At 63.1% G+C, this 19,642-nt stretch carries 22 protein-coding genes; 11 read left to right on the top strand and 11 right to left on the bottom strand.

Going from position 1 to position 19,642, the window contains the following annotated elements; all coding sequences use genetic code 11:
- Positions 1-49 precede the first annotated feature (49 nt).
- From NMG46_RS06285 to NMG46_RS06260, 6 genes are all read right to left on the bottom strand, one after another.
- Entirely contained in the window at positions 50-898 is an 849-nt protein-coding gene (locus NMG46_RS06285) for a citryl-CoA lyase (RefSeq protein ID WP_254816836.1), read from the bottom strand.
- Positions 895-2,079, bottom strand: a complete 1,185-nt coding sequence (locus NMG46_RS06280; protein WP_254816835.1) for a CaiB/BaiF CoA-transferase family protein — start codon at positions 2,077-2,079, stop codon at positions 895-897. The genes NMG46_RS06285 and NMG46_RS06280 overlap by 4 nt, the downstream gene beginning before the upstream one ends.
- A gap of 15 nt (positions 2,080-2,094) precedes the next feature.
- Positions 2,095-3,618 carry a tripartite tricarboxylate transporter permease gene (locus NMG46_RS06275; protein WP_254816834.1) on the bottom strand — a complete coding sequence of 508 codons (1,524 nt, stop codon included), beginning with the start codon at positions 3,616-3,618 and terminating at the stop codon, positions 2,095-2,097.
- Between the two features lie 4 nt (positions 3,619-3,622).
- Positions 3,623-4,156 (bottom strand): tripartite tricarboxylate transporter TctB family protein, encoded by a 534-nt coding sequence (locus tag NMG46_RS06270; RefSeq protein WP_254816833.1) that lies wholly within the window; start codon positions 4,154-4,156, stop codon positions 3,623-3,625.
- Positions 4,157-4,314: 158 nt separating this feature from the next.
- On the bottom strand, positions 4,315-5,292 hold the full coding sequence (locus NMG46_RS06265) for a tripartite tricarboxylate transporter substrate binding protein (protein ID WP_254816832.1): 978 nt from the start codon (positions 5,290-5,292) through the stop codon (positions 4,315-4,317).
- A gap of 205 nt (positions 5,293-5,497) precedes the next feature.
- Positions 5,498-6,037 (bottom strand): GNAT family N-acetyltransferase, encoded by a 540-nt coding sequence (locus tag NMG46_RS06260; protein ID WP_254816831.1) that lies wholly within the window; start codon positions 6,035-6,037, stop codon positions 5,498-5,500.
- Positions 6,038-6,262: 225 nt separating this feature from the next.
- On the opposite strand from NMG46_RS06260, the gene NMG46_RS06255 reads away from it, so the two are divergent.
- From NMG46_RS06255 to NMG46_RS06240, 4 genes are all read left to right on the top strand, one after another.
- On the top strand, positions 6,263-6,718 hold the full coding sequence (locus NMG46_RS06255) for a DUF2214 family protein (RefSeq protein WP_254816830.1): 456 nt from the start codon (positions 6,263-6,265) through the stop codon (positions 6,716-6,718).
- 181 nt (positions 6,719-6,899) lie between these two features.
- Positions 6,900-7,877, top strand: a complete 978-nt coding sequence (locus tag NMG46_RS06250) for a tripartite tricarboxylate transporter substrate-binding protein (RefSeq protein WP_254816829.1) — start codon at positions 6,900-6,902, stop codon at positions 7,875-7,877.
- Positions 7,878-7,957: 80 nt separating this feature from the next.
- On the top strand, positions 7,958-8,425 hold the full coding sequence (locus NMG46_RS06245; RefSeq protein WP_254816828.1) for a tripartite tricarboxylate transporter TctB family protein: 468 nt from the start codon (positions 7,958-7,960) through the stop codon (positions 8,423-8,425).
- Between the two features lie 9 nt (positions 8,426-8,434).
- Complete coding sequence (locus NMG46_RS06240; protein ID WP_254816827.1) at positions 8,435-9,946, top strand: tripartite tricarboxylate transporter permease; 1,512 nt, start codon at positions 8,435-8,437, stop codon at positions 9,944-9,946.
- Positions 9,947-9,986: 40 nt separating this feature from the next.
- Here NMG46_RS06240 and nth read toward each other — a convergent pair whose 3' ends face one another.
- On the bottom strand, positions 9,987-10,817 hold the full coding sequence (gene nth, locus NMG46_RS06235; RefSeq protein ID WP_254816826.1) for an endonuclease III: 831 nt from the start codon (positions 10,815-10,817) through the stop codon (positions 9,987-9,989).
- A gap of 22 nt (positions 10,818-10,839) precedes the next feature.
- On the opposite strand from nth, the gene NMG46_RS06230 reads away from it, so the two are divergent.
- A complete protein-coding gene (locus tag NMG46_RS06230) occupies positions 10,840-11,334 on the top strand; it encodes a DUF2244 domain-containing protein (RefSeq protein ID WP_254816825.1) in 495 nt (164 codons plus the stop codon).
- A 9-nt stretch (positions 11,335-11,343) separates the two neighbouring features.
- On the opposite strand, the gene NMG46_RS06225 is transcribed toward NMG46_RS06230, so the two are convergent.
- Positions 11,344-12,159, bottom strand: coding sequence for a class I SAM-dependent methyltransferase (locus NMG46_RS06225; RefSeq protein WP_254816824.1), 816 nt, complete (start codon positions 12,157-12,159; stop codon positions 11,344-11,346).
- A gap of 114 nt (positions 12,160-12,273) precedes the next feature.
- Between NMG46_RS06225 and NMG46_RS06220 the strand changes: the two genes are divergently transcribed.
- From NMG46_RS06220 to NMG46_RS06205, 4 genes are all read left to right on the top strand, one after another.
- Positions 12,274-13,167 carry a methylated-DNA--[protein]-cysteine S-methyltransferase gene (locus NMG46_RS06220; RefSeq protein WP_254816823.1) on the top strand — a complete coding sequence of 298 codons (894 nt, stop codon included), beginning with the start codon at positions 12,274-12,276 and terminating at the stop codon, positions 13,165-13,167.
- A gap of 116 nt (positions 13,168-13,283) precedes the next feature.
- On the top strand, positions 13,284-14,192 hold the full coding sequence (locus NMG46_RS06215; protein ID WP_254816822.1) for a ribokinase: 909 nt from the start codon (positions 13,284-13,286) through the stop codon (positions 14,190-14,192).
- Between the two features lie 6 nt (positions 14,193-14,198).
- Positions 14,199-15,659: an amidase gene (locus NMG46_RS06210; RefSeq protein ID WP_254816821.1), complete on the top strand. Its 1,461-nt coding sequence runs from the start codon at positions 14,199-14,201 to the stop codon at positions 15,657-15,659.
- A 103-nt stretch (positions 15,660-15,762) separates the two neighbouring features.
- Positions 15,763-16,377 carry a LysE family translocator gene (locus NMG46_RS06205; protein WP_254816820.1) on the top strand — a complete coding sequence of 205 codons (615 nt, stop codon included), beginning with the start codon at positions 15,763-15,765 and terminating at the stop codon, positions 16,375-16,377.
- Between the two features lie 124 nt (positions 16,378-16,501).
- Here the strand turns inward: NMG46_RS06205 and NMG46_RS06200 are convergent, their stop codons facing one another.
- On the bottom strand, positions 16,502-17,443 hold the full coding sequence (locus NMG46_RS06200) for a nucleoside hydrolase (protein ID WP_254816819.1): 942 nt from the start codon (positions 17,441-17,443) through the stop codon (positions 16,502-16,504).
- 144 nt (positions 17,444-17,587) lie between these two features.
- Between NMG46_RS06200 and NMG46_RS06195 the strand changes: the two genes are divergently transcribed.
- Both NMG46_RS06195 and NMG46_RS06190 read left to right on the top strand, forming a co-directional pair.
- On the top strand, positions 17,588-18,013 hold the full coding sequence (locus NMG46_RS06195; protein WP_023675270.1) for an Hsp20 family protein: 426 nt from the start codon (positions 17,588-17,590) through the stop codon (positions 18,011-18,013).
- A gap of 63 nt (positions 18,014-18,076) precedes the next feature.
- Complete coding sequence (locus NMG46_RS06190) at positions 18,077-18,334, top strand: DUF1150 family protein (RefSeq protein WP_023675269.1); 258 nt, start codon at positions 18,077-18,079, stop codon at positions 18,332-18,334.
- Positions 18,335-18,445: 111 nt separating this feature from the next.
- Here the strand turns inward: NMG46_RS06190 and ptsN are convergent, their stop codons facing one another.
- Entirely contained in the window at positions 18,446-18,910 is a 465-nt protein-coding gene (gene ptsN / locus NMG46_RS06185) for a PTS IIA-like nitrogen regulatory protein PtsN (protein WP_254816818.1), read from the bottom strand.
- Positions 18,911-18,969: 59 nt separating this feature from the next.
- Entirely contained in the window at positions 18,970-19,554 is a 585-nt protein-coding gene (raiA, locus tag NMG46_RS06180; RefSeq protein WP_023675267.1) for a ribosome-associated translation inhibitor RaiA, read from the bottom strand.
- Positions 19,555-19,642 lie beyond the last annotated feature (88 nt).

Below are 19,642 nucleotides of genomic sequence, written 5' to 3'. Positions count from 1 at the left end.
CGGGATGGAATTGGCCACAGCGCCTGCCGCCGTCACTTGAATCGAAATTTCACTTGCCGCCGTCGCCCTCGGGCAAAGACCGCACCGGCGTGCCGGTATAGGCCCACAGCCATTCGCGCGGCAGCGGCCCCTTGTTGCGATCGCTTTCCTGCGACTGTTCCCACGCATGTGCGAGGATGCCGACCGAGCGCGACAGCACGAAAAGGCCGCGCGTCAGCGGCGGCGGGAAGCCGAGCTCGCCGTAGATGACGGCCGTGGCGCCGTCGATATTGAGCGGGATTTTTTTGCCCTTGCGCCGCGCTACCTCGGCCTCGATCGCCTCGGCGATGTCGGCGAAGCGCCCGCTGACGATGCCGCGCGCGGCAAAGTCGCGGGTTAGCTCGATGAGGCGGGGCGCCCGCGGGTCGACCGGATGGAAACGATGGCCGAGCCCGGGCACATAGCCGTTTTCCCCGGCAAGGAAACGATCGAGCCGCGCCGACACGGCGTCCGCAAGCGGCATGCCGGCGTCCAGTTCGGCAGCGATGTCTCCGTAGAAGGAAAGCGCCTGTTCGCCGGCGCCCCCATGCACATCGCCAAGCACGTTGACGGCTGATGCCATGGCACTGTTGATGGCGACGCCGCAGGTGATCGCCATACGGGCGATGGCGATCGACGGCGCCTGCGGCCCATGGTCGACGGCAGCACCCAGCGCGATGCCAAGCAGCGCCGCCTGCTCCTCGCTCGGCAGTTCGCCGCGCAGCATCAGCCAGATCATTGCCGGAAAACTGACGCGGCCGATCAGATCCTGGATCTCATAGCCGCGCAGCCGGATGACGCCGGGTCGCATCTCGATGATGCCGGTCTGCCACCATTCCTCGCCGCGTGCGCGACCAGTCTTGTTTTGCGTTCCGCTCATGCCTTCGCTCTTTTCCTGGCACGCGGCGGCAGGCCGGCAAAAACCTCGTCCATATGCTCGCCCAGCCCCGGCGGCGGCCTGCTCGGCAAAGGTGCCTCGCCATCGACCATGAAGCCGCCGCGCACCACGGTCAGCGGCTGGTCCATCCCGGACACAGCCGGGAAGCGCGCCGTCATGCCGCGCTCGATCACCTGTCGCTCCTGCAGTATCTGCGGGATTGTCAGCACCCGGCCTGCCGGCACGCCGGCGCGATTGAACGTCTCCTCCCAGGCGGCGGCCGAGTCGCTCGCCAAGGCATCCTCGATCAGCGCTTTCAATGCGATGCGGTTCTGCTTGCGCGTTTCTCGCTCGGCAAAGCGGACATCCGACGCCAACTCCGGCCGACCGATCAACCGGCACAGTGTGACGAACTGCTCCTGCTTGTTGGCTGCGATGTTGAGCAAGCCGTCGCCGGTGCGAAACGCGCCAGAGGGTGCGGCCGTCATGTTTTCATTGCCCATCGGCTGCGGCTCGACGTCCGCCGTCAGATAGTTCGACACCGGCCAGCCGAGCGCAGAAAGCGTGCATTCGAGCATCGAGACGTCGAGGAACGCGCCCTCGCCCGTCGTCTTCTGCTTGACCAATGCGGCGGCAATGGCGAAGGCCCCGACCAGCCCGCCAAGCGTATCGGCGACCGGATAACCGACACGCAGCGGCGCCGTTTCCGGTGTACCGGTGATGCTCATAATCCCGGAAAGACCCTGGATGATCTGGTCGTAGGCTGGATTGTCGCGCATCGGCCCGGTCTGGCCGAAGCCCGATATCGCACAATAGACAAGGCTTGGCCGGACCTCTTTCAGCCTGGCATGGCCAAGCTCCAGCCGGTCCATTACGCCGGGGCGGAAATTCTCGACCAGCGCGTCGGCCGAAGCGACCAGATCGAGGAAGCGTTCGCGGTCGGCCTGCTGCTTGAGATCGAGCGCCACCGAGCGTTTTCCGGCATTCTGCGCCAGGAACGAAGCGCCCATGCCCGCCCGGTTGAGCTCCGGAGAGGCGCCGAGCTGGCGCGCCAGATCGCCGCCTTGCGGCGTCTCGACCTTGATGACGTCGGCCCCGAGCAACGCCAGCTGGTAGGCGCAATAGGGGCCGGCCAGCACATTGGTCAGGTCAAGAATGCGGATGCCGCAAAGCAGGTCTGTCATAACGTCACGAACAGCTCAGGCATCGCCCGGCACGTGCTCCGGTCCACGCATGCGTCTGTGCTCGATGTAGGCCCAGATATGCGGTCCCACCAGCCCGATGAAGGCCAGCGTCAGCAGCGTCAGCGACAGCGGATGCTTGTAGAACACCGTCCAATCGCCGTTGGAGATGGTCATCGCGCGGCGGAATTGCGTTTCGGCAAGCGGCCCGAGAATCATGCCGATGATAACCGGCGCGGTCGGAAAATCGAAACGCCGCATCAGGAAACCGGCGGCACCGAGCAGATAGAGGATGACGAGGTCGATCGGCGATTGCGAGATGCCGTAGGTGCCGACCGTGGCGAACACCAGGATGCCGGCATAGAGCTGCGGCGCCGGGATCTTCAGCAATCGCACCCAAAGCCCGATCAGCGGCAGGTTAAGGACGACGAGGATGACGTTGGCGATGAACAGGCTGGCGATCAGCCCCCACACCAGGTCGGCCTGCGTCGTCAGCAGCAGCGGCCCCGGATTGATGCCGTAGCTCTGGAATGCCGACAGCATGATTGCGGCCGTCGCCGAGGTCGGCAGGCCGAGCGTCAGCATCGGCACCAGCACGCCGGCCGCGGATGCATTGTTGGCCGCTTCCGGTCCGGCAACGCCCTCGATGGCACCGACGGTGCCGAACTCGTCCTTGTGTCTGGAGAGTTTCTTCTCGATGGCATAGGAGAGGAAGGTCGGGATTTCGGCACCGCCGGCCGGCATGGCGCCGATCGGGAAGCCGATCAGGGAGCCGCGCAGCCATGGCCTCCACGAGCGCGACCATTCAGCCGCGGTCATGTAAAGCGACCCTTTCAACGGCACGATGTCGTCCTTGCCGGCATAGCGGCGCGAGGCCATGTAAAGCGTCTCGCCAACGGCGAACAGGCCAACGGCGACGACGATGACGTCGACGCCGTCGAGCAATTCGCTCATGCCGAAGGTGAAGCGCGGCTGCCCCGTCTGCAGGTCGACGCCTATCATGCCGACGACGAAGCCGGCGAACAGGCTGGTCAGGCCGCGTACCGACGACGAGCCGAGCACCGCCGAAACCGTGATGAAGGCCAGCACCATCAGCGAGAAATATTCGGCCGGGCCGAAGGCCAGCGCAAATTTGACGACGATCGGCGCCAGAAAGGCAACGCCGATCGTGCCCAGCGTGCCGGCGACGAAGGAACCAATCGCCGAGGTCGCCAGGGCCGCACCGCCACGGCCGGAGCGGGCCATCCTGTTGCCCTCGAGCGCGGTGACGATGGTGGCGCTTTCGCCAGGCGTGTTGAGCAGGATCGATGTCGTCGAGCCGCCATACATGGCGCCGTAATAGATACCGGCAAACAGGATGAAGGATGCCTCCGGCGCCACCTGATAGGTGATCGGCAACAGCAGCGCTATGGTCAGTGCCGGTCCGAGGCCGGGCAGCACGCCGATCGCAGTCCCAAGCGTGGTGCCGACCAGGCACCATATGAGATTGATCGGCGAGAAGGCGACCGAAAATCCGTGCGCGAGATGGCCGAGCGTTTCCATGGCGTCAGCCCCTCAGCATGGTGACGAGCGAATCGACGATCGCGTTCAGCTGGTTTTCGATGAAGCCGGCGCCGATATTGACGCCGAGCGCCCTGGCAAAGCCGAAATAGGCGGCCAGCGCCAGGATCAGCCCGAGCAGCACGTCACGCACCGGACGCCGGCTGCCGAAACCGTGGCAGATGAGAACGAACATGATGACAGATGCCGCGGTAAAGCCGAGCGGCTGGATCAGCACGAGGTTGGCGATCAGTCCGAGGGCGACGATGCCCATCGCCTTCCAGTCGGTCGGCGTCGCCTTTTCGTCCTCCGGCTGCCAGCCGCCCCGCAAGGCGGCAATGATGAGCAGCAGCGACAGGATCACCATGCCGGTCATGGTGATGTAGGGAAAGACGGTCGGACCGACCTTGGAATAGAGCGGCGACACCGGGATTGCTAGCGTCTGCCAGGCAACCGCACCCGCACAGGCGAGGAGCCCGACGCCAATCAGCAGTTCGGGCACTGCAAGGCGCGGCGGCGCCGGCTGGTCGCTGGTGCTCATCATCGTCCTCCCAATGTCGGTCCCTTGGGGCCGGTTCTCCTTGGACCGGTCTCACTCGGCCGATCTTGGCGTAGTTTCACCTCCGGCGTGGCGTATGTCCATGCGGCTGGCGAAAGTCGGCAAGGGTTGGCGTAGGCTGCCACCCCTTGCCGAGAGCATCACGCCAGACCGAGGTCCTTGAGGATCGTCCCGATGCGGGCCGTGTCTTCTGCGACGAATTTCGCATAATCGTCACCGGTGAGCAGGATCTGCGTCCAGTTGCGGTTCTTGCATTCGGTGGCCCAGGCGTCGCTCTTGGCCATGGTCTCGATCAGCTTGATCATTGCTGCCTTGTCGGCGTCCGAGACGCCGGGCGGTGCGAAGACGCCACGCCAGTTGAACAGCTCGACATCGATGCCTGCTTCCTTCATCGTCGGCGCATCGATCCCCTCCTGGCGTTTGTCCGCGGAGATGGCCAGCAGCCGCAGCGCACCCGCCTTGACCTGTTCGGCGAACTCGCCATAGCCGGAGATGCCGGCCGCGACCTGGTTGCCGAGCAGCGCCGAAAGCGCCTCGCCGCCGCCGGCGAACGGCACATAGGAAAGATTGGTGGCCGGAACACCAACGGTCTTGGCGATGAGGCCGAACAATATATGGTCCGAGCCGCCGGCCGAACCGCCAGCAACCGGAACCTGCGTCGGGTCAGCCTTGAGAGCAGCGACAAAGTCCGCGGCCGTCTTGAACGGCGAGGCGGCCGGCACCACAAGCGCCTCGAACTCGCCGGTGAGGCGGGCGATCGGCGTGACCTCGGTAAGGTCGTTGGCCGCCTTGTTGGCGATGATGGCGCCTACCATGACCATGCCGGCCACCATCAGCGCATTGCCCTTGCCCTTCCACTGGTTGACGAATTGCGGCAGGCCGACAGTACCGCCGGCGCCGCCGACATTGGTAATCTGCGAGCCGGAAATCAGTTTTTCACTGCGCAGCACCTGGTCCATGGCGCGCGCCGTCTGGTCCCAGCCGCCGCCCGGCGCCGCGGGCACGAAAATCTGCAGCTGCGGCGCGTCCTGCGCGAAGGCGGGGATAAAATGCGATGCCGCGAGTCCGGCAGCACCTGCTGCCGCGGTGCTCATCAAGAATCGGCGTCTGTTCAGCATGGGATTCCTCCAAATCGGGACACCTCCTCCGGTGCCTGCCAGAAACGTGGCCTGATTTCAGACCCGCTCGATAAAATTCATGCAGAGTTTGCGTCCTCCTGTCAAAGACAGAACACGCCGCATGCGGCACAATCGGCCTGTGCGATCTTCAGGCAGGCGAACTTGACGCCGGACCACGTGGCAGGCAGAGGCCAGACGGCGCCCGTCAGGGCTGCCGCTCCAGCAGGATGGTCGGTTTGCCTTGGTAGACGGTTCGCAGCACTTCGCCATAACCACATTTTGCCGCGACGTTTAGCGATCCGGTGTTCTCCGGATCGATGATGCAGACGGTCTTGGCGGCGCCGAACGTTTCGTCGCCCCAGGCAAGCACCCGTGCGACGACTTCGCTGGCCAACCCGTGGCCATGCGCGCCCGAAGCCAGAGCCCAGCCGGTCTCCGGAATGCCCTCGATCGACGGCGTCATGTCGCGTTTCAGATCGTGAAAGCCGGCCTCGCCGATGAAGCAGCCGGTCGCCTTATCCTCGATCGCCCAGAAGCCGTAGCCCAGAAGCGACCACAGGCCGGCGTGGCGTAGGAAGCGCATCCAGCTTTCCTCCCGCGTGCGCGGCTTGCCGCCGATAAAGCGGGTGACGACGGGATCGGCCCACATAGCGACATAGGCGTCGAAATCGTCAAGCCGGTGCGGCCGCAGGACCGTGCGCGGGGTCTCAAGCACTGGGGCGACAATTGTATGCGGACTGGCCATGGTCATGTCTCGGTTGTGTTGCCGGTGCCTGATGCATGTCTTCCAAAAGGGGGACAGCGACACGCACGAGACGGGAATCCAAATCCGTTCTGAAAAACAAGAGCCAAGGCTGTGTAGATCATCTTCCAGGCTGATGTGAATCCTGCCAGGCGGTGTTAGTTTTTCTCCGGTATTGGTTCAGGCGCGTTGGGTTTCGGCGCTGCCGTCCGACGGAGGGAATACAGCATGGACACCACCGACCTTGTGCTTGCCATCTTCCATCATCTGCTGGTGTTTTCGTTGGCAGGCATCATCGGCGCCGAATTCGTCCTGATCCGCAGCGACTTGTCCGCCGCGACGCTGAAGCGGCTCGTCGGCATCGACCGCCACTACGGCATCATTGCCATGCTGATCATCGTCGTTGGCATCGGCCGCGTCGTCTATGGTCTGAAAGGCTGGGAATTCTACGTCTACAATTGGGTGTTCTGGGCAAAGATGGCCGCTTTCGCCATTGTCGGCCTGTTGTCGATTATCCCGACCATCCGTTTCCTGTCCTGGAACAGGCAGGCGAGCGTCAGTCCCGGCTTCCAGGTTCCTGCGGCGGAGCTAGCGTCCGTTCGCACCTATGTCCGCACCGAAGCATCGATCTTCCTATTGATCCCGGTGTTCGCGGCGGCGATGGCGCGCGGCTACGGCTACTAGAATAGGTTGGAGGAAGGGCATTGCACGGCCCAACCTTCCCACTCATTTGCGCAGAGAAACGTGCAGTTTGCCGTTTGAGCGCGATTGTCATTTGTCGGGTTGCGCTAGTTATTGCTCCATCTACAGTCGTTTTGGAGGAACCCGCGCAGCGGTTGGCAATCATATCCTGGGAGGAAACACGATGCGAAAACTCATCGCCGCGCTGGCTGTCGCTGCGGCCGCCATGCTTTATCCGTCGGCGGCTGGCGCGCAGACCTACCCCGAACGCACCATCACCATTGTCGTGCCGTTTTCGGCCGGTGGCCCGACCGACACCGTCGCGCGTCTTGTCGCGGAAGCTATGTCGAAAGACCTCGGCCAGCAGGTCATCGTCGAGAATGTCGGCGGCGCCGGCGGCACGCTCGGCGCCGGCCGCGTCGCAAATGCCGAGCCTGACGGCTACACGCTGCTCCTTCATCACATAGGCATGGCGACAAGTGCCACGCTCTATAGAAAGCTCGCCTACGACACGCTGAACGGCTTCGAATATGTCGGCCTCGTCACCGAGGTGCCGATGACCATCGTCGGCCGCAAGGATCTCGAGCCGACCGATCTGAAGGGGCTGGTCGACTATGCCAAGGCCAACAAGGACAGCATCACCGTTGCCAATGCCGGGATCGGTGCCGCCTCGCATCTGTGCGGCATGCTGTTCATGAGCGCCATCGGCACGCCGCTGGTCACCGTACCCTACAAGGGCACCGGCCCGGCCATGACCGATCTTCTCGGCGGCCAGGTCGATATCATGTGCGACCAGACGACCAATACCACCAAGCAGATTCAGGGCGGCACTATCAAGGCCTATGCCGTAACCTCGCCACAACGCCTCGATGTGCTGCCGGACGTGCCGACGACGATAGAAGCCGGCCTTCCCCAGGTGCAGGTCGGCATCTGGCACGGAATCTATGCCCCCAAGGGCACACCGGCCGAGATCACCGAACGCCTTTCGAAATCGCTGCAGGTGGCGCTGAAGGACCAGAATGTCGTCGCCCGATTTGCCGAACTCGGCACCAAGCCGTCGCCGGAGGCCGATGCTACGCCGGCCGCGCTCAAAGCCAAGCTGGAAAGTGAGATCGCGCGCTGGAAGCCGATCATCGAAGCGGCCGGCCAGTACGCCGACTAAAGGTTCTAACGGGGCGCCATCAGCGCCCCGTTTTTTTACACCGGCATCGGCACGCCCATGAGGCGAGCCGGGAGGACGCAATGAAACCTTTCGCAATCGACAGGACCAACGGCATATGCGCCGCGCTGTTGGTCTTTATTGGCGCCTTTTTCGCGCTGCAGTCGCTGGGCCTCGAAATCGGCACCGCCTTTCGCATGGGGCCGGGCTATTTCCCGCTCGTGCTGGCGATCGTGCTGATCCTGCTTGGCGCCGCCATCCTTGTCCAAGCGGTGCGTTTCGAGAGCGAGCCGATCGGTTACATTGCGTGGCGCGGCATGCTGTTTATCCTGCCTGCTCCGATCTTCTTCGGCCTGACGGTGCGCGGCCTCGGCTTCATCCCGTCGATCTTCCTGACGGCGCTGATCGCATCGTTCGGTAGCGGCCGCATGAGGCCGCTGACCGCACTCGTGCTGTCGACCGGCCTGACGCTGTTCGCATTCATCGTCTTCAGCTACGCACTCGGCCTGCCGTTCCGGCGTTTCGGCCCGTGGTTGCCACTGTCGTTGTGAGGAGATGAAATGGAACTCCTCAACAATCTCGCACTCGGCTTTTCGACAGCCACATCTTTGGCAAATCTCGGTTTCTGCCTGATCGGCGTCCTTCTCGGCACGCTAATTGGCGTCCTGCCCGGCATCGGTGCCACCGCAACCATCGCCATGCTGTTGCCGATCACCTTCCAGATCGGCGACCCGGTTTCCTCTCTCATCATGCTCGCCGGTATCTATTACGGCGCGCAGTATGGCGGCTCGACCACCGCCATTCTCATCAACATGCCCGGCGAATCCTCGTCGGCCGTCACCGCAATCGACGGCTATCAGATGGCCAGGAACGGCCGCGCCGGAGCAGCTCTGGCGACCGCCGCAATAGGCTCGTTCTTTGCCGGCACGGTGTCGACCTTCCTCGTTGCCATCTTCGCCCCACCGCTGACGGCGATAGCGCTGAGATTCGGCGCTGCCGAGTATTTTTCGCTGATGATCGTCGGCCTGGTCTCGTCCGTCGCGCTCGCCCACGGCTCGGTCGTCAAGGCACTGGCCATGGTCGTGCTCGGCCTGCTGCTGGGACTTGTCGGCACCGATATTTACACCGGTACGCCCCGCTTCACGCTCGGCATCCGCGAATACGCCGACGGGCTGAATTTCGTCGCGGTGGCGGTCGGCGTCTTCGGCGTCGCCGAGATATTGCGCAACCTCGAAAACGAGCATGAGCGTTCCGTGCTGATCCGAAGTATCTCCGGCCTTATGCCGAGTAAAGAAGATTTTCGGCGCATGGCGGCTCCCATCGTGCGCGGAACGATCATCGGTTCGGCGCTCGGTATCCTGCCCGGAGGCGGCGCGATCCTTGCCGCCTTTGCGTCCTACACCATCGAAAAGCGCGTCTCGAAAAACCCGGGGGAATTCGGCAAGGGCGCCATCGAAGGCGTCGCCGGACCGGAATCGGCCAACAATGCCGGCGCCCAAACCTCCTTCATCCCAATGCTGACGCTCGGTATTCCGGCCAACCCGGTAATGGCGTTGATGATCGGCGCGATGATCATCCAGGGCATCGTGCCCGGCCCCAATGTCGCCATCGAACAGCCCGCGCTGTTTTGGGGGATCATCACCTCGATGTGGATCGGCAATCTGATGTTGATTGTCTTGAACCTGCCGCTGATCGGGCTTTGGGTGAAACTCCTTACCATCCCCTACTACGTGCTCTTCCCGATCATCATGGCGTTCTGCTCGATCGGCGTTTACAGCGTCAACACCAATGTCTACGACCTCTATGCCGTCGCCTTCTTCGGCTTGCTTGGCTACATCCTGACCAAGCTGCGCTGCGAACCTGCGCCGCTGCTGCTCGGCTTCGTGCTCGGCCCGCTGCTTGAGGAAAACCTGCGCCGCGCCATGATCCTCTCGCGCGGCGACCCAAGCACCTTCGTGACGCGGCCGATCAGCGCCAGCCTGCTCCTCATCGCGCTCGCCGTGCTCGTCATCGTCTTTCTCCCCGCGGTCAAGAAGAAGCGCGAAGAGGTGTTCGTCGGGGAGAGTTCCTGAACATGGATGTCGCCGCATAACAGGAACTTTAGATTCCAGCTTAGCTGGCAGTGGTTGCCGCTGCTTGGTCCTGAGCTGCTTCCACTGGCCCGAGCGGCGCGATCTCGACGAGTGGTGCAGGCACGCTGGTCGTCTTTTCCTTGGCCTTGCAGATATCGGCGATGACGCAGGCCGGGCAATCCGGCTTGCGTGCCTTGCAGACATAGCGGCCGTGCAGGATCAGCCAATGATGCGCATGCCGGATATATTCATCCGGAATGATCTTCAGGAAACCTTGCTCTACCTGTTCCGGCGTCTTGCCCGGCGCCAGGCCGAGCCTGTTACCGATGCGGAAGATGTGCGTGTCGACTGCCATCGTGTGCTGGCCGAAGGCGACGTTGAGCACGACATTTGCGGTCTTGCGGCCGACACCCGGCAGCTCGACCAGTTGATCGCGATCCTCAGGCACCTCGCCGCCGTGGTCACGGATCAGCGCCTCGGACAGCGCGATGACGTTCTTGGCCTTGTTGCGCCATAGCCCGATGGTGCGGATATGGTCGCCGAGCTTGGCCTCGCCCAGCGCCAGCATCTTTTGCGGCGTGTCGGCAATTTTGAACAGCGCCCGCGTCGCCTTGTTGACGCCGGCGTCCGTCGCCTGAGCCGAAAGCACCACTGCCACCAGCAGCGTGAAGGGGTTGATATGTTCGAGTTCGCCTCTCGGCTCCGGCCGCTGAACGGAAAAACGGCGAAAAATCTCATGCACCTCGGCCGGGCTGTAAAGCGCCCGCGATCTCGCCGGCCGCGGACGCGGCTTGGCGTTCGAGCCATCGCGGCGGCCGGGCAGCAGGTCTTTTTTGGGCGCGGAAGAGTTTTTGGGCTTGGGGCTTGTCATTGCCTTCCTATAATATTCCCCAATGAGCGACACAAACGCCTCATTTCAGGCCGACGAGCCATTCTTCCAGGCGCTGCTGACACCGCACCGGTCGCTGGGCAAGACCGGCTTTGCCATCCTGATGGGCGCACTGCTGTTCGGGTGGCTGGTGACCGGAGCGTTTTTTCTGTCGCGCGGCGCCTGGCCGGTGTTCGGCTTCTTCGGCCTCGACGTGATCGCCGTCTATATCGCCTTCCGTGCCAATTATCGCGCCGCCCGGGCTCGCGAGGAGGTGTCGGTGTCGCGCACCAGCCTCGATATCCGCAAGACTGCCCCGTCGGGCAAATCGGAATCACACCGCTTCAATCCGTTCTGGGCACGCTTTTCGATCGCCCGCCACGCCGAGATCGGCATCACCAGAATGGCGGTCGAGGCGCAAGGAAAAACCGTCTCGATCGGCGCCTTTCTCAACCCCGACGACCGCGAGAGTTTTGCCACCGCATTTTCGCGCGCTCTGGCGACCGCCAAGGCGCGCTGAGCCAGCGTTTCAGAACCGATAGCGCAACAGCCTGCCGATCTTGCGCAATGCCGGAATGTATTTCCAAAGGCGAACAAACAGTTTCGCGAGCCAGCGCATGCGAGCGGCATGTTCCGGCTTATAGGCAGGGATGTCCTCGATGAACCGCAGCTTCGGAACGGCTCGCTCCAATTCATGCGGGTTCTCAATGCTCCAATGGACTTCGGCGCCGGTGGCGCGGAAGGAGGAATTGAGGCGAATGATCTTCAGGCCCAGGCGACTATAGGCATCGAAAACCAGTTCGCCGCTCGAAAGATGTCCCACCAAACGAGAAAACAGTTGCTGCCCCTCCTTGGCGGCCAGGTAGGGAGTCAGGCCTTCCGCCACGACTATGGCCGGGCGATCCCGAGGTACTTCGTCCAGCCATCCAGGTTCGGTGAGCGACGAAGCGATCAGGTGGTAGCGATCCCGCACGGGATAGAGCCTGCGCCTGAGGTCGATGACTTCGGGATAGTCGACGTCGAACCAGTCCACGCCGGCTGGCGGGTCGATACGGAATATGCGCGTGTCGAGCCCACACCCCAGATGCAGCACGATGGCGTCAGGATTTCGGGCGAGAAAGTCCTGAACGCAGACGTCCAGCGTCTTTGCCCTGATTGCTAGACCGATGCCGAGATTGTTGTCGACCTTGAGCCGTGAGAAATCATAATCGATGTTGCGCACCGCCTCGTCGGCAAAGTAGTCCCGGAGCAGCGAATTGGGCAGCCGGCTCTCCAGCGCCTTGCCGTAAAGTGTCAAAAGCAAAGTCTCCTTTGCCCCGGTCAGGTTTACTTTTTCACCAGCCACGACCGTCCTCCCCATTCAAAGCCAGCTCTATCTGGGTACATGCTGCGGGAAAGCAAGTTTCGGGTGGTGATCGCCGCCGCGAAGGACGATATTCGCACGCAAGGAGATACTGCCATGAACGCCCAAATGCCTCTCAAAACGACAGCAATCCTTCAGAAAGACATCACGCCTGAAGGCGGTGACTACGAAATCGTCCGTCGTGCCATCGAAAAGATCAGCCTCGACTATCGCGACCAGCCTTCGCTGGAAGTGCTGGCCGAGGAGGTCGGCGAGACGCCGACCGGGCTGCAGAAGCTGTTCACCCGCTGGGCCGGCCTATCGCCCAAGGCTTTTCTGCAGGCCGTCACCCTCGATCATGCGCGCAAACTGCTGGATGCCGGCATGCCGCTGCTTGAAACCTCGTTCGAGCTCGGCATGTCCGGTCCAGGCCGGCTGCATGATCTGTTCGTCACCCACGAAGCGATGTCGCCGGGCGATTACAAGACGCGCGGCGCCGGGCTCACCATCCGCTACGGCTACCATATCTCGCCTTTCGGCATCGCCCTGATCATGGTGACTGACCGCGGCCTCGCCGGCCTCGCCTTCAACGACCCGGGCGGCGAGCGTGCGGCCTTTGCCGACATGTCCAGCCGCTGGCCGAACGCTAGCTATGTCGAGGACATGGCTGCAACGGCGCCCTATGCCGCGCGTATTTTCGATCCGACGCTGTGGCGCGCCGACCAGCCGCTGCGCGTCGTCATGATCGGCACCGACTTCCAGGTCCGCGTCTGGGAAGCCTTGCTGCGTATTCCGATGGGCCAGGCCTGCACCTATTCCTCGATCGCCGCGCGCATCGGCGCACCGAGCGCCAGCCGGGCTGTCGGTGCCGCGGTCGGCGCCAATCCGATGTCCTTCGTCGTGCCGTGCCACCGGGCTCTCGGCAAGTCCGGTGCGCTCACCGGCTACCATTGGGGCCTGACCCGCAAACGCGCCATCCTCGGCTGGGAGGCGGGACAGGTCTCTTCGTGAATAGCCAAAGAATGGAACGATAGGAGCGATGCAAGGACCGCCGGGGTGACAAGCAGCGATCTTACGGAGTAGCTTCCCGCGCAATTAGAGTGACATGCGTTAGCGGGAGGCACTTCTTGATCGTCGTCATCGGCTCCATCAATCTCGACCTCATCGCCAGTGTCGACCGCTTGCCCGGTCCCGGCGAGACGGTGCGCGGCTCCGGTTTCGCTACTGCCCCCGGCGGCAAGGGCGCCAACCAGGCGCTGGCCGCCGCCCGCGCCGGGGCCAAGGTGCGCATGGTCGGCGCAGTCGGCAAGGACAGCTTCGCCGGCGAGGCTCTGGCGCTGCTGCGCGACGGCAAGATCGACCTGTCCGGCGTCGGCGAGACCTTTGCCTCTACCGGTACTGCGCTGATCATGGTCGGCGCCGACGGCGAGAACGTGATCGCTGTCGTGCCGGGCGCCAATGATTCGGTCGTGCCGGGTGACCTTTCCAAGGCCTTCCTGAAAAACGGCGACGTCGCGCTGCTGCAACTGGAGATCCCGCTGCAGACCGTCGAGGCAGCACTCGACGCGGCAAGGACGGCCGGCGCGATCACAGTGCTCAACACCGCACCTTTCCACAGCGACGCTGCCGGCTTCCTCGGCAAGGCCGATTATCTCGTCGCCAACGAAACCGAGTTCGACCTCTATGGCGAGGCGCTGTCGTTGAGTGGCCGCGACCGCTCGGCGCGGATGCGCGACTATGCCTCGAGAACCGGCCGCACCATCGTCGTCACGCTTGGCCCGGACGGCGTTCTGGCGGCAACGCCGGACGATCTTCTGATGGTTCCGGCGCTGAAGATCACCCCGCTCGATACGGTCGGCGCCGGCGACACGTTCTGCGGCTATTTTGCAGCCGGGCTGGCAGCCGGCCTGCCGCTCGACCAGGCGCTTGCCCGCGCTGCCGCCGCCGGTTCGCTGGCCTGCCTGAAAGCCGGTGCACAGCCGGCCATCCCGCTGGCCAGGGATGTCGATGTCGCCCTGCAGAAATCCGCAGGCTAAAGCGGTATGACAGCCGTGCGCCCGACCACGAAGCATGCGGTACCATCCGCCGGCGACATCTGCCGCCTGTCTGCCGTGGAGCTTACCGAGAAGATCAGGCACCGGCAGCTTTCGGTGCGCGAAGTGGTCGCGGCATTCCTCGACAGGATCGAGGCGGTGAACCCGCTGGTCAACGCTATCGTTTCATTGCGCGAACATGCCGACATCCTGCACGAGGCCGACAACGCTGACGCCCATCTGGCGCGAGGAGGAGATACCGGATCGCTGTTCGGCCTGCCGATCGCGATTAAGGATCTTGCGCTGACAAAAGGCTTGAGAACCACCTTCGGCTCGCCGATCTTCGCCGATTTCGTGCCTGAGGAAGACGACTTCTTCGTCGAGCGCGTCCGCAAGGCCGGTGCCATCATCATCGGCAAGACCAACGTTCCCGAATTCGGGCTCGGCTCCAACACCTACAACACCGTGTTCGGACAGACGCTCAACGCATTCGACCCGGCGCTGACCGCCGGCGGCTCGAGCGGCGGTGCGGCGGTCGCGCTGGCGCTCGACATGGTTCCCGTTGCCGATGGCAGCGATTTTGGCGGCTCGCTGCGCAATCCCGCTGCCTACAACAATGTCTATGGCTTCCGCCCGTCGCAGGGATTGGTGCCGGCTGGCCCTGACCTTGATGTGTTTCATGCGCAGATGGGCGTCGAAGGGCCTATGGGGCGTAACGTGCGCGACATGGCGCTGCTGCTCGACGTGCAGGCCGGCTATCATCCTCGCGCGCCGCTGTCGCATGATAAGCCAGGCTCGTTTCTCCAAGGGGTGGAAACGCCGGCGGCCGGAGGGCGTATCGCCTGGCTCGGCGATCTCGACGGTCATCTGGCGGTTGAAGCAGGCATTCTACAGCTTTGCGAGGCAGCACTCGGCCGGTTCGCGGATGTGTCCTTCGAGGCCGAGCCGCTGACGCCGGAATTCGACTTCGAAGCGCTGTGGCAGGCCTTTGTAACGCTTCGGCAGGCGAGCAGCGGTTGTGCGCTCAAGGTGCACTACGATGATCCCTCGAAACGGCGTCTGCTGAAGCCGGAGGCAGTGTGGGAGGTGGAACATGCGCTGCGCCTCACCGCGCCGCAAATCCATGCCGCAACGGTGAGGCGCTCGTCCTGGCATCGAATGCTGCTATCGCTCTTCGAGCGTTTCGACCTGATTGCGCTGCCAGCCGCACAGGTCTTTCCCTTCGATGTCGCCACCCTCTGGCCAAGGGAAGTGGCCGGGCGTGCCATGGACAGCTATCACCGCTGGATGCAGGTCTCAGCGCTCGCCACGCTGGGCGGCTGCCCGGCGATCAATGTGCCGGCGGGCTTCGACTCCAGGGGCAGGCCAATGGGCATGCAATTGATCGGGCGGCCGCGCGGTGACCTCTCCGTGCTGAGGGCGGCTGCCGCCTATGAGGCAACGCTGCCATGGCAGGCCGGCGCCTGCTGAAATCAGCTCCGCATTGTCGGCGCTTGGCCGGCTTGCACGCAACTCATCGCCATGCATTGATCGCGACAGCACGCCGCACGAGCGGCATTCTGCGGAGGGAAAAATGTCGCTGGAACTCTACGCCACCTACGTCGTCGCCTGCATCGTCATCGTCCTGGTGCCTGGACCGACGGTCACGCTGATCATCGCCAACAGCATACGCCATGGCTCCCGCGCCGGCCTCGCCAACGTCGCCGGCACCCAGGCCGGACTGGCCATCATGATCGCCATCGTCGGCATCGGATTGACTTCGCTGATCGCCGGCATGGGCCACTGGTTCGAATGGGTCCGGCTGATTGGCGCTGCCTACCTGATCTGGATGGGCGTGCAGATGTTTCGCTCGAAAGGCAAGCTGAACGCCGACGGATCGGCAAAAAGGCCGCGCGGCGGCTTCTTTTTGCAGGGCCTGCTGGTGGCGATCAGCAATCCGAAGACGCTGGTGTTCTTCGGCGCCTTCTTTCCGCAGTTCATCGCGCCTGAAGGCAATTACGCGTTACAGATCGGCGTCATGGGTCTCACCGCGATGATCTTCGCCGCCGTCTCGGATTCGACCTACGCGCTGGCCGCCGGCCGCGCCGGGCGCCTGCTGTCGGCCGGCCGCGTCAAGCTGCTGTCGCGAATCAGCGGCAGCTTCCTGGTCGGCGGCGGCCTGTGGCTGGCATTTTCCAAGGCGAAGTAACGGCACCTTTCCCTTCTCCCCTTGTGGAGAAGGTGGCCGAGCGAAGCTCGGTTGGATGAGGGGTGTTCCAGCTTGGCAATGACGGCACTCCGCCCAACCCATCAAGGGGGAAGGAAAGGCAGCCCTAAAGCCGCCCCAGCCGTTCCAGCAACAGCGCGAAGAACGCATCGTGGTCGATGTCACGCATCACCATGGCGTTCTTCGGCCGCTTGGTCACGCCCCACCAGTCGATCACGGTCATGCCCATGGTAAGTTCTGATGCGGTTTCCACAGTGACATTGCAGTTGCGGCCCTTGAACAGCTTCGGCTTCAACAGGTAGGCGATGACGCAAGGATCGTGTAGCGGGCCGCCATCTGTGCCGTATTTCTCCTCGTCAAAGCGTTCGAAGAATTCCAGCATGTCCGCGGTGGCCGTGCCGACCCGGGTGCCGAGCTTGCGGAAGGCCTTCGTGCGCTTGGCGGTGGTCAGCGCCTTGTGGGTGACGTCGAGCGGCATCATGACGATCGGAATGCCGGATTTGAACACGACATCGGCGGCATGCGGGTCGACATAGATGTTGAATTCCGCGGTCGGCGTGACATTGCCGCCCTCGAAGAAGCCGCCGCCCATCAGCACGATCTCCTTGATGCGCGGCGCGATCTTGGGCTCGCGGATCAGCGCCAGCGCAACATTGGTGAGCGGCCCGAGCGCGCACAGCGTGATCGTGCCGCTCTCCTCCCTCATCAGCGTCTCGACGATGAAATCGACCGCATACTCGTCCTGCAGCTTCATCTTTGGTTCGGGCAGTTGCGGTCCGTTGAGGCCGGTCTTGCCATGCACTTCCTCGGCGGTGACGAGTTCGCGCGCCAGTGGCCGGATGGCGCCTGCATAGACCTTGACGTCCGTCCGGCCGGCCAGTTCGCAGATCTTGCGGGCGTTTTTTTCGGTAAGTTTCAGCGGCACGTTGCCGGCCACCGCGGTGATGCCGACGATCTCCAGCTCGGCGCTGCCGAGCGCCAGCAATATGGCGACGGCATCGTCCTGGCCGGGGTCAGTGTCGATGATGATCCTGCGGGATTGGGGCATTTCAATTCCTTGTTTTGGCAAGTCTTTTTGGGCGGGATGTGTGACGGCTTGAAGTCTGCCGGGCGGCGGACCATATCAAGACCATCGGGAAAAATGCCATCCGGGTTTTTCCACTTTATGTCGCTCTTGAGAGGACACTGTAACATGAGCCGAATGACGCCTTTTTCCAGCCCGCTTCTCCTCGGTTTCGATTCCATGGAAAAGACGCTGGAGCGCTTGGCAAAGTCCGGTGACAGCTATCCTCCCTACAACATCGAGCGCCTCAGCGGTGCCGACGGCAAAACCGAAAGGCTGCGTATCACGCTCGCCGTCGCCGGTTTCGCGGAAAGCGATCTCGATGTCACAACGGAGGAGAACCAGTTGGTCGTGCGCGGCCGTCAGAACGACGACACCGAGCGCGAATTTCTCCACCGCGGCATCGCCGCGCGCCAGTTCCAGCGCTGTTTCGTGCTGGCCGACGGCATGCGGGTGATTGCGGCGGAATTGAAGAACGGCCTTCTGTCGATCGATCTCGATCGGCCGGAGTCCGAACGGCTGGTACGAAAAATAAACATATCGGTGAAAGACTGATTTTTGCCGATAGCTCTCATGCGGGATGGCCTTGAGCGGCGTCTCGCGGCAAGGAGGCTTGAAATGACCAGAACTAACGAAAATATCATCATGACCAGCGGCGAGTTCGCCCATCTCGGCGAAGGTTCGGTCGCCTATCTCAGGAAAGTGTCGAGCGACGATCTGCGCGGCCGTTTCCCGGGCCTCGGCGAAATCGCGCCGGGTCTGGAACTGTGGGCCCTGTTTGCCGCCAATGGCCAGCCGATCCTGCTTTCGGACGCTCGCGACCGGGCACTGGCTGGCGCGCTGGAAAACGATCTGACCCCGGTCGCTATCCACTAACGTCGTTATCCACTGACAACGGCGCCATCAACTGACACATATGGCGCAGCGATCTGGTTGGAAACGGACAGGGCCGCACACGGCGGCCCTTCAACGGATTTAATCAAAACCTCAGGCGGCGTGCGAGGCCTGCGTGTCCGACAGCAGTGCGTGGATGGCCACGGCGTCGCGCGTGCCTCTGATCTTGGCAACCGTGTCGGCATCGCGCAGCACCCGCGCGATGCGCGACAGCGCCTTGAGGTGGTCGGCGCCGGCACCTTCGGGAGCCAAAAGCAGAAACACCAGGTCGACCGGCTGATCATCGAGGGCCTCGAAGTCCACCGGTGTCTCCAGCCGGGCAAAGACGCCGGCGATCCGCTTCACCCCGGCCAGCTTGCCGTGCGGAATGGCGATGCCGTTGCCGACGCCGGTCGAGCCAAGCCGCTCGCGTTGCAGGATGATGTCGAACACCTCTCGCTCCGGAATGCCGGAAATCGCCGCCGCCCGTTCGGACAGCAATTGCAGCAGCTGCTTTTTGGAGTTCGCCTTCAACGCCGGCATGATTGCCGGAACGCTGACGAGATCGCTCAGATCCATGCTTGAAATCCCTTGTTCGCCTGCCGTCGCCAGTCCCCACGCTCGCGTGCGGCTGGTTTTTACCCCTGCGCGACCTTGGCCGTGGACGGGTCGATCCAGCCGATATTCCCGTCCGGCCGGCGATAGACGATATTGAGATGGTCGTTTCCGGCATTGCGGAAGACCAGGACCGGGCTGTCCTTGGTGTCGAGTTCGATCACCGCCGACGCCACCGACATGGTCCGCAGCGTCATGGTCGATTCGGCGACGATGGCCGGCGCGAAATTCTCCGGTATGTCCTCCTCGTCGTCGGCAAGCGGCGCCATCACCGTATAGGCGACGTCGGTGAGCTCGCCGTTGCTATTGCCTGAATTGTGCGACTTCAGCCGGCGCTTGTAGCGCCTGAGGCGCGTTTCCAGACGATCTGCCGCGGTATCGAAGGCAAGCGTTGGATCCTGGGCATCGCCGGTCGCCTGCAGCGAAGCACCGGAGTCCAGCCGGATCATGCAATCGGCCGTGTAGCGCGACCCCGATTTGACGACTACGATTTGCCCTGAAAAGCCCCGATCGAAATATTTCCCGATCACTTCCCCGACACGGTCGTTGATGCGCGTACGGAACGCATCGCCGATATCCATGTGTTTTCCCGATATGCGCAGTGTCATCTGAAAACTGACCTTCCTTGCTCAGGCTTCAAACTGTCCCGAGTTTATACTCGTGGTCCGCGCGCACAAGCTTTTGCGGCGTCACTTG

The organism is Mesorhizobium sp. LMG 17147 (assembly GCF_024297145.1).
Taxonomy (GTDB): Bacteria; Pseudomonadota; Alphaproteobacteria; order Rhizobiales; family Rhizobiaceae; genus Mesorhizobium.
The sequence above is the reverse complement of the archived record's forward strand: the minus strand, read 5'-3'. Positions and strand labels throughout refer to the sequence as shown.